This is a genomic window from Zunongwangia mangrovi (assembly GCF_900112105.1).
Classification (GTDB): Bacteria; Bacteroidota; Bacteroidia; order Flavobacteriales; family Flavobacteriaceae; genus Zunongwangia; species Zunongwangia mangrovi.
The window spans coordinates 93843-109757 of sequence record NZ_FOKV01000009.1; the positions used below are offsets into that span (position 1 = coordinate 93843).

A 15915-nucleotide genomic window follows, 5' to 3' on the forward strand; every position below is an offset into this window, starting at 1 on the left:
AAATCCTTAAATTTGCAGCCATTTCAAAGATTATTTCTTCATGCAGAAAAAAATTGCTTCTGTCATATTTTCCACACGTATCATGGCAGTGTTGTTCGTCGTTTTTGCAATTGCAATGGCGTTAGGAACATTTATCGAAAACTGGTATAGCATAGAAACAGCTCGTTTAATGATTTATAATACCTGGTGGTTTGAAGCCATAATGGTGTTTTTTCTTATCAATTTTTTAGGAAATATTAAACGATACAATCTACACAAAAAAGAAAAGTGGTCATCACTATTATTACACCTTTCTTTTATCCTTATTTTAATTGGTGCTTTTGTAACACGATATATTAGTTACGAAGGTGTAATGCCAATTCAGGAAGGCGAAACCACGAATAAATTTCTTTCAGAAAAGACTTTTTTTACCTTTTTTCTTGATGGGGAAATAAATGGCGAACCAAGACGTAGAGTCCTTCAGGAACCGGTTTTATTTGGGCCTGAGTACGACAACGAATATGTGTTGAATACCGATTATAATGGCCAGCCGGTAAAGTTTGAACTTACTAATTTTATCTACGGAGCTGAAGAAAAACTGATTGAAAATCCTAACGGCGATAATTATCTAAAAATAGTTGAAGCTGGGGGAGGTTCACGTCACGATCATTATTTAAAAGAAGGAGAAGTAAGTAGTATCCATAATGTTTTATTTTCTCTGAATAATAAGACTGAAGGGGCTATAAATATTCAGCTGACTAATGATGGTGAGTATTTGATCGAATCTCCTTTCGAAGCCGATTATATGCGAATGGCAGACCAAAAGCAGGGGAATCTGGTAGCAGATTCTATTCAGCCATTAATGCTAAGGTCACTTTACACAATGGGGAATATGCAGTTTGTAATTCCAGATCCTGTAGTAAAAGGAAGTTACGATGTAGTAGCTACCCCTCAGAAAGAAAAGAATCAGCCAGATGCGGTAAGTCTAAAAATAAGCAGTAATGGCGAAACAGAAAATGTGACCTTAATGGGCGCAAAAGGTCTTGCCACAGAGCCAAAAAAAGTAAATGTGGGAGGATTAGATATTTATCTTAATTATGGTTCTAAAGAAATGGAACTCCCATTTTCCTTAAAACTGAACGATTTTATTGCTGAAAAATATCCCGGAACAGAGAATAGTTATTCTTCTTTTAAAAGTAAGATCGAAATTATCGAAGAAGGAAAAGAACCAAGACCTTACGAGATCTATATGAACCATGTATTGGATTTAGAAGGATATCGTTTTTTCCAGTCTAGTTTTATGCCAGATGAAAGCGGAACGGTACTTTCTGTAAATCACGATTTTTGGGGAACCTGGATCACCTATATTGGTTATTTCTTATTATATATTGGTTTAATGTGGATCATGTTCGCTAAAGGTTCGCGATTTGGAAATATAAAAGTAATGCTGGATAAAGTAAAAGCTAAGCAAAAAACTTTAGGGCTAATTTTAGCGATTTTCGGGACTACTTTTGGCGCTTTTGCTCAGGAAACTCAAGATGATCATTCGCATATACAAACTACACAGGAGCAACTGGATTCTGTAATCATGGCAAATGCTGTAAGCAAAGAACATGCAGCTAAATTTGGAAGATTAATCATTCAGGATGCCGGTGGGCGAATGAAACCTGCCAATACTTTTTCTTCGGAATTATTAAGAAAGCTAAGTAAAAAAGACGATTATAACGGACTGAATTCAGATCAGGTTTTCTTATCGATGACCGAGAGTCCGTTTTACTGGTACGACATTCCACTTATTTATGTGAAAAAATACAATGATAGTATTCGTCACATTGCAGGAGTGCCAGAAGAGAAAAAATATTTGAGTCTGCTCGACTTTATGGACGATGAGGGGAGTTATAAACTATCACCCTATTTGCAGGAAGCGTACAGAGCACCGGTACCAAACCAGTTCCAAAAAGATTTTATAGAAGCAGATAAGCGTGTAAATCTTTTATGGCAGGCTTTAGATGGGAATATTCTAAGAGTTTTTCCTGTACCGGGAGACGAGAATAACAAATGGGTTTCTCATAAAGAGGCTCAGGATTCTGGGATGCTAAAAGGAATGGATTCGGTTTATACAAAGCAAATCATTCCACTTTACATGAATGCTTTAAAATTGGCAAGACAAACAGGTGATTACGAGCAAGCCAATAAATATTTACAAAGCATAAAAGATTACCAGAAGAAGTTTGGAGAAGAGGTAATGCCTACAGATAAAAAAGTAGAGGCTGAAATTTTATATAATAGATACGATATTTTTAGAAACCTGTTTTGGATGTATATGCTAGCAGGTTTAGTAATGTTGGTGTTCGTGGTAGCACAAATCTTAAAAGATCGTAAGGGCATTAGAATGATAATCAATGTCTGTACAGTAGCCATTATTATCTTATTTATTTTACATACCGCAGGATTAGGTTTTAGATGGTATATTTCTGGTCACGCACCCTGGAGTGATGCTTACGAATCTATGATCTACGTTGGTTGGGCGACCATGTTTTTTGGATTAGCCTTTGGTAGACAAAGTAAATTAACGATTGCTTCTACAGCATTCGTGGCTTCGATGATCTTAATGGTAGCGCATTGGAACTGGATGGATCCTGCAATTGCCAACCTTCAACCCGTTTTGGATTCTTATTGGTTAATGATCCACGTATCGGTTATTGTAGGAAGTTACGGGCCGTTTACTCTAGGAATGATTTTAGGAGTAGTTTCCCTGCTTTTAATGATCATGACTACAGAAAAGAACAAAAAGCGTATAGAACTAAGTATTCGAGAAATTACCATAGTGACAGAAATGGCATTAACAGTAGGATTGGTAATGCTTACTATTGGTAACTTTTTGGGTGGCCAGTGGGCTAACGAGAGTTGGGGACGTTATTGGGGCTGGGATCCAAAAGAAACCTGGGCGTTAATTAGTATTATGGTCTATGCTTTTGTAATTCACATGCGTTTGGTGCCAGGTTTAAGAGGTCGATGGACTTTCAACTTTATGGCTGTTGTTGCGTATGCTTCGATTATGATGACGTATTTTGGTGTGAACTTTTACCTTACAGGATTGCATTCTTATGCCAGTGGTGATAAAGTAATTACCCCAACATTTGTTTATTATGCAGTGCTTGTAGTTGCAATATTAGGTGCAGTTTCTTATTGGAGATATAGCGTTCATTACAAGAAGAAAGCTAAGAAAGAGATCAAAGAGAAAAAAGAAGAACGAATTTAATTGGCACCGCCAAAGGCTATTATACTCCGAGGCTTGCCTCGAAATTGAAAAATTGTTTCTAGTGAATGCCTCGTGGGCTTGCCCCGAGGTAGTTTACTTAATCATTATTTCTACAGAATTGAATATAAAAAAGGCTGTCTAATTTAGACAGCCTTTTGATTTTGTATAAAATTGAAGCTAATTTTATAAAAGCTTATTTTAAGCTACCAACCATATCTTTTGGTTGAACCCACTCATCAAATTCATCTTCAGTAAGATATCCAAGATTTACAGCTTCTTCTTTTAGCGTTGTACCATTCTTGTGTGCAGTTCCGGCAATTTCAGCAGCTTTGTAATATCCAATTTTGGTATTTAGAGCAGTGACCAACATTAAAGAGTTATTTAAATGCTCCTGAATTCTTGAATGGTTTGGCTCGATTCCCTGAGCACAATTTACATCAAAAGAAACGCAGGCATCACCAATAAGTTCTGCACTTTGTAATAAGTTAGCAGCCATTACAGGTTTAAAGACGTTAAGTTCAAATTGTCCTTGCATTCCGCCGGCGCTAATAGCTACATCGTTGCCAATTACCTGAGCGCAAACCATTGTTAAGGCTTCACACTGTGTTGGATTAACCTTTCCAGGCATAATAGAAGAACCAGGTTCGTTAGCAGGAATATTAATTTCTCCAATTCCGCATCGAGGTCCACTGGCGATCATTCTAATATCATTACCAATCTTATTTAAAGAAACGGCTATTTGTTTTAAAGCAGAATGAGTTTCTACTAATGCATCGTGAGCCGCAAGAGCTTCAAATTTATTAGCTGCAGAGGTAAAAGGTAGGCTGGTAAATTCAGCGATCTTTTCTGCAACTTTTACTGCATAACCTTCAGGAGTGTTAAGTCCGGTTCCAACAGCCGTTCCACCTAGAGCTAATTCTCCTAGGTGAGGTAATGTATTTTCTAAGGCTTTTATTCCGTAGTCTAACTGCGCAGCATATCCACTAAATTCCTGCCCTAGGGTAAGCGGAGTAGCATCCATAAAGTGGGTACGACCAATTTTTACTACTTCTTTAAATTCTTCAGATTTTTTCTTTAAAGTATCTCTAAGTTGTTTTACTCCCGGAAGAGTAACCTCGATCACTTTCTTATAAGCAGCGATATGCATTCCGGTAGGGAAGGTATCGTTAGATGATTGTGATTTATTTACATCGTCATTTGGCTGAAGAGTTTTATCACCTTCTCCAATAGTTTTACCTGCGATTTGGTGGGCACGGTTTGCGATTACCTCATTAACATTCATGTTAGATTGTGTACCACTACCAGTTTGCCAGATAACCAAAGGAAATTGATCGTCGTGCTTTCCTTCTAAGATTTCGTCACAAACTTTACCAATTAGATCTCTTTTCTCTTCAGCTAGAACACCTAATTCGCAATTGGTATAAGCAGCAGCCTTTTTAAGATAAGCAAAACCATAAACGATCTCTAAAGGCATGCTAGCCGCAGGACCAATTTTAAAATTATTACGAGAGCGCTCGGTTTGTGCACCCCATAATTTATCTGAAGGAACTTTAACTTCCCCCATGGTATCTTTTTCTATTCTAAAGTCCATAATTTAAATATTGATTGTTACACAAATTTAAGGTATCACGCACTTTTACGGTATAAAAAAGCTTTAAAATTGGTTGAAAATGAATGATATTATTTATTGTTAATAGGATTGTTCAAAAATTCGTAATTTAATTGTGATAGCCATTTTATAAATTTTATCTTTGTAATCCAAATACTGAAAATTATGATGTTCGAATTCGATCAATTTCTGGGTTTTTTGGCGTTTTTAACGATCCTTACTATGGGATTTTGGTTAATGATCTTCCTTACAGCGGTGATCGTGCCGTATTGGTTAGGAGGTTCGATCATGGATCTTATTAAAGAGAAGAAAGCTAAACGAAAAGCTGCCAAAGAACAAAAAGCATAAAAAAAGGGACTTTTAAAAGTCCCTTTTTTTATGTCCTGTTTTTTCTCGATATAAAGTCGATTTGCGATTGATCGAGATAGTTTCCTGAAAACCAAACACAGGAAAAATGAAGGAGATTAAAAATCTCCTTCCATATCATCATCATTCATATCTCTATTCTCTCTTCTTTGCTGATTCTTTTGTTGGTTGAATCTGTAGATCAAAGATACGTTGATTTGGCGTTGTCTCCACTGAAACTCGCTATACTGGGTAAACATATCTGTAGTTGTAGTTCCCTGTCTTTTTCTTGAATTTAAAAGGTCACTTACGTTTGCAGATATTGTAGCGTTGTCGTTAAAGATATCTTTACTAAGTGCAAGATCGATAGATAGCATTCCATCTCTTTGTCCCTGGATCTCGTCTGATGGTCCCATGTAAAACGCATTTGTTTGCCATTCGATACCAAGTGGTAAACTTACTTTAGAGCTAAATCTACCAAACCAGCTATTGTTTTCCTGGCTATAGCTTTGTCCTTCGTATTCCCCATCAATGTTAAACTGGAAGAAATTAAAACTACCGTTTAAACGTAACCAGTCTGCTGGGTTATAAAGCAAACCAAATTCAGCTCCAATTCTATCATTTGTACCAAGGTTAATAGGTAATGTTCTAATTACTTCAACCTCTGTATTATTAGGTCCTGAAATCGTGATGTTATCCTGAACTCTTTGGAAAGCATCAGTCTCTCTCTGGAAATATACAGAAGAAGTAAGTGTTAGTTTTTCCCATCTTTTTAGATATCCAAGATCGAATGCATTAGAAAATGCAGGTTGTAAATTAGGATTTCCCTGGAAGATGTTAGTTCTACTATTTCTTGAAGGGAAAGGATTAATAAACCATCCACGTGGGCGATTGATCCTTCTGTTATATCCTAAAGTAATATTTTCCTGTTCCCCTAATTCGTATATAATGTTTACGGTAGGAAAGAGACCTAGATAGTTATTATCAAAATCTGTATTAATCTGAAAACCGAATTCTTCACGTAATTCTGCTTCGGTTAATTCTGAATCGATGTTTCCCTTAAGATTGGTGTTCTCTAAACGTAAACCTAAAAGAAAGCTGAAATCACCGAATTTTGAACCATACTGAGTGTATAATGCTTGAACATTTTCAGTATAATCAAAAATATTTGTTTGATTTTCATTGATAGCAAGAACTCCATTATCGTTCTCCTGGCGCAATTCGTAATCTGTTACCGTGTTTTCAAAGTTACCGCGATATCCAGCTTCAAATTGAGAATTCTCACCAAGTGGCAAAACATAATCTGCCTGAAGTAAATATTCTCTTTGTTCTTCTAAAGTATTGGTTTCTTCTCGAGGAACATTAATTTCATCTCGACCAGTATTATTATTATCTACAAGCTCGTTGATAAAAGCTGCCTGCTCTTCATTATCGATGTCATATTGGAAATCTGCAGTTAGCTGGTGACCTTCGTCGTTAAATTTATTGATATAATTTACAGCAAACTGGTAACTCTCATCTTCTTCGGTCTCTAACTCGGTTCTTGTAGTCCCTAATCGCTCTTCACCATTCAGAAAATAATCGTTGATGTTTGTAGTAAGATCTTCATCATCACCATTTCTATAGAAAATAGAACCTGTGATCGATGATTGATCGTTAATGTAATATTCTAAACCTAAATTAGTATTGAAACCTTTGTTTTCACGATCCATATCTCGATCTTCGATGTTACGGTCGTAATTTATATCTTCTAAAAGAGGAATTTCTCTTTCTTCAAAATATTCAGTTTCGTTATATCCATTTCCAGGGCTTTCTCTGTAACGGTATCCTGTGGTATTAAAAAGGTTGAACTTTTCTGTACGATAGTTGATGTTTGCAGAAGCTCCGGCATTTGCAGGATCACCACCAGTTAAGGTAAGGGAACCATTAAAACCTAATGTTTTGTCTTTTCTAAGAATGATGTTAAGGATACCGGCAGTACCTTCAGCATCGTATCGTGCAGAAGGAGACGTAATTACTTCTACACGCTCGATCGCATCTGCAGGAAGCTGACTTAATACATCTGTAGAACCAAAACCAGCCATTGCTGAAGGTTTCCCATTAATTAAGATTCTAACATTTTCGTTACCTCTTAAACTAATTCCTCCTTCTACATCTACAGAAACAGATGGTACGTTATTTAAAGCGTCACTAACTGTCCCACCGGCAGTAGTAAGATCTTTACCAATATTGTATATTTTTTTATCTAATCTTACATCAACCTGGGTGGTTTCTGCACGAACAACAACTTCATCAAGACTCGCTGAACTTACTCCTAAGGCAATGGTGCCAAGATTTAGATCTGAGTTTACTGTTCTATTTTTAAAGATTTTACTTTCGTAGGAGATAAATTCTACTTCAATATTGTAGGTCCCTTTTGCAACTTCGATGGCAAAGTTACCATCGATATCTGTAACTCCTCCGGTTACTTTGCTTGGATCATTGACGTCTGTTATACTTACCGTAGCATATTCTAGCGGAACTTCAAGATCATTATCAATTACTTTACCCGATATGGTATAATCTGCACTCTGCGCAAAAAGAGTGATGTTTAGGCTTAGGAAAAATAAAAGCGCTAAACTTTGTCTAAAATTAAATTTGGCGGTCATTAAAACTTTTTCTTGTATGACCGCCTATAATCAAAAAGGTTTAAAGCCTATTGGTTAAACTTGCGTTAAAGAAGCCCGTAAAACCTGTTAAATAGGTGCTTTAGTGGTTGAACCTCAAAGCCTAAGATTTTTTTCGAATTTCTTTATTTATGTTAAGATATTTCTCGAACTGTTCTTTAGATAAAAGCTTCCCTAAATTGCGGTGTTCTGCTTTCTGGATACCTTTAAGCTTTCTCACCTGTGCAATAGGATTCATACTACTATTAATGATCTCGTTCTTCTTGATCGTATATTCGATAATTAGATCTTCCATTTTAGAAGTTTGTTTTTCATCTAAAAATAAACGGTCTTTCCATAATAAGGCAAGCTCTTCAGCGATGTCCTTTATTTCTTCCCGGCTTTTTTTGTTCATATAGATCTGTGAAGCTACAAATCCTGCAACAAGCATTCCTGCCAGGCTTATTAATGATATTCTTTGGTTAAGTGTAAGTTTCATGCTTTAGGTTTTTAATTAGGAGTTGCTCAGTTAGACTATTTTCTTAATATCTTCTGGAGGTCTTCCTACAACAGCTTCGGTTTCATTTTCTACGATTGGCCGTTCTATTAATTTAGGGTTTTCCACCATAATTCGTACCAATTCGTTTTCACTAAGATCTTTATCTTTAAAGTTCTCTTTCCAAATCTTCTCGTTTTTTCTAACTAACTGAATCGCAGTCATATTCAGTTTGATTAGTAAGGCTTTTAATTCGTCTTCAGATAGAGGCTCTTTTAAATATTCTCTTACCTGAAATTCTTTGCCCGAATTTTCTACAATTTCTAACCCCTCTCTGGATTTTTTACATCGGGTATTATGATAAATTGTAACCATATTTATTTCTTTTATTTAAAATAAACAATTTTAATTTTAGTCTGTATTATGATGAAAAACTAACGTATTTGCTATATAAAATACTATTATTTTTTAACAAAATCAATCTTCATCCTTTTGTCCCATCATCATTAGATAAGCTTTTAAGAATTGATCTAAATTTCCATCCATTACACTATCTACATTTCCGGTTTCTTCAGCCGTTCTAACATCTTTTATTAGTTTATAAGGATGCATTACATAATTTCTAATTTGCGATCCCCATTCTATCTTCTTTTTACTGGCTTCAATATCTTCTCGTTGCTCGCGTTGCTTTTCAAGCTCTATTTCGTAAAGCTGTGATCTAAGCATTTGCATGGCACGATCGCGGTTGTCGTGTTGTGATCTTGTTTCTGAACAGGAAATTTGAATTCCGGTAGGGTGGTGAACCAATTGAACCTTTGTCTCAACCTTATTTACATTTTGGCCACCGGCACCACTGGATCTTGCTGTTGTGATCTCGATATCTGCCGGATTAATTTCAATTTCTATCCTATCGTCTACCAAAGGATATACATAAACAGAAGCAAATGACGTATGCCTTTTCGCATTACTATCAAATGGCGAAATACGAACTAATCGATGTACACCATTTTCACCTTTAAGCCAGCCAAAAGCATAATCGCCTTCAATTTCCAGCGTTACGGTCTTTATTCCTGCCACATCACCTTCCTGGTAGTTAAGCTCTTTTATTTTAAAGCCCTGCTTTTCTGCCCACATTAGGTACATACGCATTAGCATTTGTGCCCAGTCACAACTTTCAGTTCCGCCTGCTCCTGCGGTTATTTGCAATACTGCACTTAGATCGTCACCTTCTTCAGAAAGCATGTTTTTAAACTCCAGTTCTTCAATGATATTCAGTATTTTCTCGTATTGTTTTACAACATCTTCTTCTTCAGCTTCATCTTCATTATAGAACTCTAGCAAAACCTGTAATTCTTCTAATCCACTTTTAGCAGACCTGTAATCATTCACCCATTTTTTCTTCCCTTTTAGGGTTTTCATGAATTCTTCAGCTTCAGACGGATTGTCCCAAAAACTGGGATCGAAAGTTTTTTCTTCTTCATTCTGAATTTCAATGAGCTTTTGTTCAATATTTAAATGAACTTTTAATTTATCTATTCGTGTTGCTATATCTTTTACCTGATCGGTAGTTATCATATATCTGAATTTAGTGCAGTATAATTCTTTTTGAGTAATTTAAATTTGAAGAATTTGTTAATTCTATTGCTGGGCATTTTGTTGTGCGTGCACTTCTACACTATACTTCGTGTGATTTTTTCCTGAAGTATAAACAATTCCTTTAATGGGGGGGCAATCTGAATAATCCTTACCATCTGCCACTTTAATATGATTCTCTGCAGCAATGAGGTTATTAGTTGGATCGAAGCCAACCCATCCACAACCTGGTATAAACGCTTCTGCCCAGGCATGCATTTGGGAATCGCCAAAATAGCCATTTCCCTGATGTAAATATCCTGAAATATATCGTGTAGGAATACGATATGAACGTGCGATTGCGCAAAATAAATGCGTGAAATCCTGGCAAACGCCTTGTTTTTCTTCTAAGATCATATCAAGGTCGGTATCTACATCGGTAACATCGGTCTTAAAACTAAAAATATCAAAGATCCAATTGTTTAGATTTTTCAGGTTTTCAAAAATGGATACCTCTTCATCGTAAACAAAGTCTATTTCGTGGGATACAGGAAGTTTAGTAAGTGTAGTAGACTTTAGAAATGCTGAATGTTCTACCTTAAAATTTAAGGAATTAAGTTCTGAAATTTCTTCCTCGATACTAAGATCACTCGTTTTTTCGAATGGATTGAACTGATCTTTTATTACATGAAATTCAGCCTCAAAATCGATAGATTTAAAGCGTTTTTTTGGATGAACTCTAAAGGTTTCAAATCCGTATCCATTAATAGATTTTTCTACCGGAATATGCAGGGAATTCTTAAACTCTGAACTAATGACCTGCTGAGATTTAGCATTTAAAGGGGCAATTAAAAATTGCCATAAGGCCTCGTCTACAAAATTCTCGTAGGTATTGGTTGCTGCATATTTTATGACGTAGTTTAGTGCCATGTTATAAAAATGAATGCGAATTTAAAGATTCTGGGCCTTATTCATTCATAAAAAATACTCAATTTCTATTTTTTTTGCAATGTCATTTAAGGTGTTTAGTATTTTTTCGATAAAGCCTTGCAGATCCTCTTCTATTTCTTCGATCAATTTAAACTCATATTCTGCGCGTACTTTTCCCACAAGAAATTCAGCCGAGTTCTTATCTGGAGTTTTCGATTTTGATAGATCGCTTATATGCCTGCTTACCTGATTTAAGCTATTCATTATCGATCTTGGACAATTTGGATTCAGAATTAAAAATTCTAAAGTGATTAAACTACGAGGTGCTTTTTTATAATATCGCCTCATCATATCATACGATTCGGCACATTTTAGCAGAGTTGTCCACTCATAGCTATTCTTTAAATGATCACCGTAACTGCCGCCGGCTAGATTCGCGTCGTTATATTTTGCGTTGATGATCCTAATGATTTGTGTTGCACGTTCGATATTTATGCCCAGCATAATAATACTGTAAACATCATCGTGTAAAAGCGTCCCTCTAATTTTTCCTCTTAAAATAGAAGTAGATTCGGCTACATGAACAGTAAATTCATACAGGCCGCTTTTCATAAATTTTTCAGGGGAATAATTTAGCGTGTAATGGTAAAACTTATTTAGAGATTCGTATAATTCCGTAGAAATTAGATCCCTGGCGCTATTGGCATTTTCCCTGGCATATTGTAGGTAATTGATTATAGAATCTGGCTTTTCTTTATTAAGGGCAATATCAAACAAAACCTGACCCTCATCAAGTTCGATATTAGGATCTGTTACAGGATCGCTTGCCATAAAAAGCATAGATCTAAGTACAAATTGTCGAGATTGTGAAAGCTCGTTTGGAGCATCCAGAGACGAAAAGTAGTTTACATTTAAATATCGCGCTACATGTTCAGATCTTTCTATATAGCGCCCCATCCAGAAGAGGTTATTGGCAACTCTTGCTAACATAAATTTTGTTTATTTTTTTAATACCCAGGTATCTTTAGAACCACCACCTTGTGATGAATTAACGATAAGATTCCCTTTTTTAAGTGCCACGCGGGTTAAACCGCCTTTTAAAACAAAGCTTTTATCTTTTCCTAGCAGGCAGAAGGTTCTAAGATCTACGTGCCTTGGTTCAAAACTTTGACTGTCTTCTATGTAGGTTGCATGTACAGAAAGAGACATGATAGGTTGGGCAATGTATTTTCTGGGGTTTTCTTTTATAACCGCTTTTACTTTTTCGATTTCGGCTTTGGTTAGTTTATTTCCAATCGAAATTCCGTATCCTCCAGCTTCGTCTACCGGTTTAACAACCAGCTTGTCGATATTTTCTAAAACATATTTTAATTCATCTGGGCGATTACAATGGTAGGTGTGAACATTATTCAAAATTGGCTCTTCTCCAAGATAATATTTTATGATCTGCGGCATGTATGTGTAAATAGCCTTGTCATCTGCGACACCAGTTCCGGGTGCATTTACTAGGCAAACATTACCCAGTTTATAAGCTGCAAGTAGGCCGGGAACGCCTAGTGTAGAATCTGGTCTAAATTCTAACGGATCCATAAAAATATCGTCGATCCTTCTATAAATAACATCTACTTTTTGTGGACCGTTGATCGTTCGCATATACACAAAATCGTTTTCTACAAAAAGATCGCGACCTTCAACAAGTTCAACTCCCATTGCTTTGGCCAAGTAAGAATGCTCGTAATAAGCCGAATTGTAAATTCCCGGAGTAATAACCACACAAGTTGGATTATCCACACCCTGAGGTTTTACAGATTCCATGATTTCTAAAAGATTTTCAGCATAATCTGTAACCGTATGTGTTTGGTAATGATTAAAAACTCCGAATAACGCACGTTTTAAAGCAGTACGATTACAGATCACATAACTTACTCCAGAGGGGCATCTAATATTATCTTCTAAAACATAATAATTTCCATCTGAATGTTTAATTAGATCTGTTCCACTAATATGGTTGTAAATTCCTCCAGGCGGATTTAAACCCTGCATCTGGTCTAAATAGTTAGCCGAAGAATTAATAAGATCTAAAGGAACAATTCCCTGCTTTAAGATCTTCTTGTCGTGATAAATGTCCCAAAGAAAATGATTTAGTGCTTTGCTTCGCTGTAAAACACCTTTTTCAATATGGCTCCATTCTTTATGATCTATAATTCTGGGGAATAGATCGAACGGAAAGATCTTCTCTTTGGTTTCATGTTCACCATAGACCTGAAAAGTAATTCCCTGATTAAAAAAAGAGGCTTTTGCTTTTTCATTCAATCTTGCGTAATCCTGGATGGAATGTTCGCTATAAAGATTTAGAAGCGTTTTGTAAACTTCTTTTACTTCATCGTTTTTGGTAAAAATTTCGTCGAATAAATGATTATCTCTTTTATAAGACGAAAAGCTTGGTTGGTTAGTGTTAAGCTTCATAAGAACTTATTTTCATTTAAAATACAGAAAATCTTTAGTTTAGGCTGTAAATATTTAATATTAATAAGCTTGCTGAAGTTTCATTTTCGTAAAAATAGCAGGACTTTTAAATTGAATTATTAGAAATAGGCTTACCAGACTAAAAATCCTTTTTAATCGATCTAAAAAAATTAAATTTGAAAACATCTAAACTACCCTTATGAAAAAATTACTACTACTTGTATTACTGTTTTCACAGAATATATTCTGTCAATTCCTAGATAAAAAAGAAGATCTAAAGAAATACGAAGGTTATTTTGATTTCTATTACGATGCTAAAACCGACGAGATCTACCTTGAAGTAGATAAATTAGATAGTTTGTTTTTGTACAATCACGCATTGAGAAGCGGAGTAGGAAGTAACGATATAGGATTAGATCGTGGTCAATTAGGAGGCGCTTCAGTAGTGAAATTTCAACGTGCCGGTGATAAATTATTATTGGTTGAACCTAACCAAAGATATCGTGCAGTAACCGATAACGAACTGGAAAAGCAAAGTATCGAAGAAGCTTTTGCAAAATCTGTGATCTATGGTTTTGACATTAAAGAGGAAAAAGATGATACGTTTATTATCGATCTTACGCCTTTTATTATGGAAGACGCACATGGTGTTGCAGAGCGTTTAAAACGTGGTAACTACGGAAGTTATAAAGTAAGTAAAAATAAAAGCGCCTTACAATTAGATAGAACCAAAGCATTTCCTAAGAATGTTGAGTTTGAAAGTTTACTGACGTTTGAAGGTTCTCCACAAAGCGGAACAGTAAGAAGTGTTGTGCCAGATGCAGCTAATATTAGCGTTATTCAGCATTATTCTTTTGTAGAATTACCAGACGATAAATATGAAAAACGACTTTTTGATCCTCGTAGCGGAGTAAATTCAATTTCGTATTACGATTATGCATCACCGGTTTACGAACCAATTTTAAAAAGATATGCTGTTCGTCACCGATTAGAAAAGAAAAACCCGGAAGCCGAAGTTAGTGAAGCAGTAGCGCCAATAATTTATTATTTAGATCCTGGTACGCCAGAACCTGTTCGATCTGCGCTTTTAGAAGGAGCAAGTTGGTGGAACCAGGCTTACGAAAGTATAGGTTACAAAGATGCTTTTCAGGTAAAAATGTTACCGGCAGATGCAGATCCGCTAGACGTTCGTTATAACGTGATTCAATGGGTACACCGATCTACACGTGGTTGGAGTTATGGTGCCAGCGTTGTAGATCCAAGAACAGGAGAGATCATTAAAGGACACGTAAGTTTAGGAAGTTTAAGAATTCGCCAGGATTTTATGATCGCCCAGGCTTTGCTTAATAAACCTTTTGCTGAAAGTGACGAAAATCATGAGAAAATGATGGAAATGGCGATTGCAAGAATCCGCCAGCTCTCGGCTCACGAAGTTGGTCACACTTTAGGTTTTGCGCACAATTTTGCAGCCAGTGTAAGCGATAGAGCTTCAGTGATGGATTATCCACATCCGCAATTCAGCATTGAAAATGGAGAAATTACCACTGCAAATGCTTATGACACCAATATTGGAGAATGGGATAAATTGATCGTAAAATATGCATATTCTGATATTCCGAAGGAAACTTCAGAAAGAGCCTATTTAAATTCTGTTATTCAGGAAGCTTACGATCAGGGAATTCAATTTATAAGTGATCGTGATGCCCGCCCGCAAAATGGAGCCCATGTAAACGCACATTTATGGGATAACGGAAAAGATGCTACGGCAGAATTAAATGACGTTCTTGAAATTCGTGAAAAAGCGATAGCAAATTTTTCTGAAGATAATTTTAGAACTAACGAACCATATTCGGTTTTAGAAGATGTTTTTGTGCCTTTATATTTCTTCCATCGTTATCAAACTGAAGCGGTAAGCAAATTAGTTGGTGGTTTAGATTATAATTTTGCCGTTAAAGGTGGTGCTGAAAAAGTGGTTGCAACTTTATCGCCAAAACGTCAAAAAGCAGCTTTAGATGCTTTAATCAAAACTTTAAAAGCAGAAACCTTAGCTATTCCGCAAGAAAAATTAGCGCTTTTCCCACCAAGAGCTTTTGGTTACGGGAGATCGCGCGAATCCTTCAAAAGTAATACGGGAGTGGCGTTCGATGCTTTGGGAGCACCGGCCACAGCAAGCGATATGACCTTAGGATTATTACTGAACCCGGAGCGTATGGCCAGATTGATTCAGCAAAAATCATTAGATAAAAAGCAACTAGGCTTAGAGGATCTACTTGAAAAATTAATCGCTGAAACTATCCAATATCAGCCTAAAGATTCTTATTTGCTTGCAGCACAATACACTATAAATTATAATGTGCTACAGCATTTATTTAACTTAGCCGCAAGTAAAAAGAGTACGCCATTGGTGAAAGCTGAGGTTAATTACCAGTTAGCCGAATTAGAAGACTGGTTAGAGGAGCAGGACGATGCCATTTATGAGCAAATGTTAGAAGAAATAGAACTGTTTTTTGATAAACCGGGAGAATTTGAACCAATGCCAGATGCACCTAAAATTCCAGATGGTTCGCCAATTGGGAGTTTTATGTGTACAGGATTATAGAAAAACCACATA

11 protein-coding genes are annotated in these 15915 nt (G+C 36.1%); 3 read left to right on the forward strand and 8 right to left on the reverse strand.

Translation table 11 applies throughout. From position 1 onward, the window contains the following. Positions 1-40 precede the first annotated feature (40 nt). Complete coding sequence (gene ccsA / locus BM201_RS16025; RefSeq protein WP_245758677.1) at positions 41-3241, forward strand: cytochrome c biogenesis protein CcsA; 3201 nt, start codon at positions 41-43, stop codon at positions 3239-3241. Positions 3242-3434: 193 nt separating this feature from the next. On the opposite strand, the gene fumC is transcribed toward ccsA, so the two are convergent. Next, a complete protein-coding gene (fumC, locus tag BM201_RS16030) occupies positions 3435-4832 on the reverse strand; it encodes a class II fumarate hydratase (RefSeq protein ID WP_092544448.1) in 1398 nt (465 codons plus the stop codon). 186 nt (positions 4833-5018) lie between these two features. Between fumC and BM201_RS16035 the strand changes: the two genes are divergently transcribed. Further along, on the forward strand, positions 5019-5198 hold the full coding sequence (locus BM201_RS16035) for a hypothetical protein (protein ID WP_092544450.1): 180 nt from the start codon (positions 5019-5021) through the stop codon (positions 5196-5198). 116 nt (positions 5199-5314) lie between these two features. Here BM201_RS16035 and BM201_RS16040 read toward each other — a convergent pair whose 3' ends face one another. From BM201_RS16040 to BM201_RS16070, 7 genes are all read right to left on the reverse strand, one after another. Then, on the reverse strand, positions 5315-7843 hold the full coding sequence (locus BM201_RS16040; protein WP_092544452.1) for a TonB-dependent receptor: 2529 nt from the start codon (positions 7841-7843) through the stop codon (positions 5315-5317). Between the two features lie 121 nt (positions 7844-7964). Further along, entirely contained in the window at positions 7965-8339 is a 375-nt protein-coding gene (locus BM201_RS16045; protein WP_092544454.1) for a hypothetical protein, read from the reverse strand. A gap of 30 nt (positions 8340-8369) precedes the next feature. After that, positions 8370-8711, reverse strand: a complete 342-nt coding sequence (gene arsC, locus BM201_RS16050; RefSeq protein ID WP_092544456.1) for an arsenate reductase (glutaredoxin) — start codon at positions 8709-8711, stop codon at positions 8370-8372. A gap of 102 nt (positions 8712-8813) precedes the next feature. Next, complete coding sequence (gene prfB, locus BM201_RS16055; protein WP_092544458.1) at positions 8814-9911, reverse strand: peptide chain release factor 2; 1098 nt, start codon at positions 9909-9911, stop codon at positions 8814-8816. A 63-nt stretch (positions 9912-9974) separates the two neighbouring features. Further along, positions 9975-10838, reverse strand: a complete 864-nt coding sequence (locus tag BM201_RS16060; RefSeq protein ID WP_092544460.1) for a transglutaminase-like domain-containing protein — start codon at positions 10836-10838, stop codon at positions 9975-9977. Positions 10839-10883: 45 nt separating this feature from the next. Continuing rightward, complete coding sequence (locus tag BM201_RS16065) at positions 10884-11828, reverse strand: alpha-E domain-containing protein (protein WP_092544462.1); 945 nt, start codon at positions 11826-11828, stop codon at positions 10884-10886. A gap of 9 nt (positions 11829-11837) precedes the next feature. Next, entirely contained in the window at positions 11838-13304 is a 1467-nt protein-coding gene (locus BM201_RS16070; protein ID WP_092544464.1) for a circularly permuted type 2 ATP-grasp protein, read from the reverse strand. A gap of 199 nt (positions 13305-13503) precedes the next feature. Between BM201_RS16070 and BM201_RS16075 the strand changes: the two genes are divergently transcribed. Then, positions 13504-15903, forward strand: coding sequence for a zinc-dependent metalloprotease (locus BM201_RS16075; RefSeq protein ID WP_092544466.1), 2400 nt, complete (start codon positions 13504-13506; stop codon positions 15901-15903). Positions 15904-15915 lie beyond the last annotated feature (12 nt).

Bases quoted from the DNA above. Each gene is read 5' to 3' on its own strand.
- ccsA (WP_245758677.1), top strand. From the start codon at position 41: ATGCAGAAAAAAATTGCTTCTGTCATATTTTCCACACGTATCATGGCA.
- fumC (WP_092544448.1), bottom strand. From the start codon at position 4,832: ATGGACTTTAGAATAGAAAAAGATACCATGGGGGAAGTTAAAGTTCCT.
- BM201_RS16035 (WP_092544450.1), top strand. From the start codon at position 5,019: ATGTTCGAATTCGATCAATTTCTGGGTTTTTTGGCGTTTTTAACGATC.
- BM201_RS16040 (WP_092544452.1), bottom strand. From the start codon at position 7,843: ATGACCGCCAAATTTAATTTTAGACAAAGTTTAGCGCTTTTATTTTTC.
- BM201_RS16045 (WP_092544454.1), bottom strand. From the start codon at position 8,339: ATGAAACTTACACTTAACCAAAGAATATCATTAATAAGCCTGGCAGGA.
- arsC (WP_092544456.1), bottom strand. From the start codon at position 8,711: ATGGTTACAATTTATCATAATACCCGATGTAAAAAATCCAGAGAGGGG.
- prfB (WP_092544458.1), bottom strand. From the start codon at position 9,911: ATGATAACTACCGATCAGGTAAAAGATATAGCAACACGAATAGATAAA.
- BM201_RS16060 (WP_092544460.1), bottom strand. From the start codon at position 10,838: ATGGCACTAAACTACGTCATAAAATATGCAGCAACCAATACCTACGAG.
- BM201_RS16065 (WP_092544462.1), bottom strand. From the start codon at position 11,828: ATGTTAGCAAGAGTTGCCAATAACCTCTTCTGGATGGGGCGCTATATA.
- BM201_RS16070 (WP_092544464.1), bottom strand. From the start codon at position 13,304: ATGAAGCTTAACACTAACCAACCAAGCTTTTCGTCTTATAAAAGAGAT.
- BM201_RS16075 (WP_092544466.1), top strand. From the start codon at position 13,504: ATGAAAAAATTACTACTACTTGTATTACTGTTTTCACAGAATATATTC.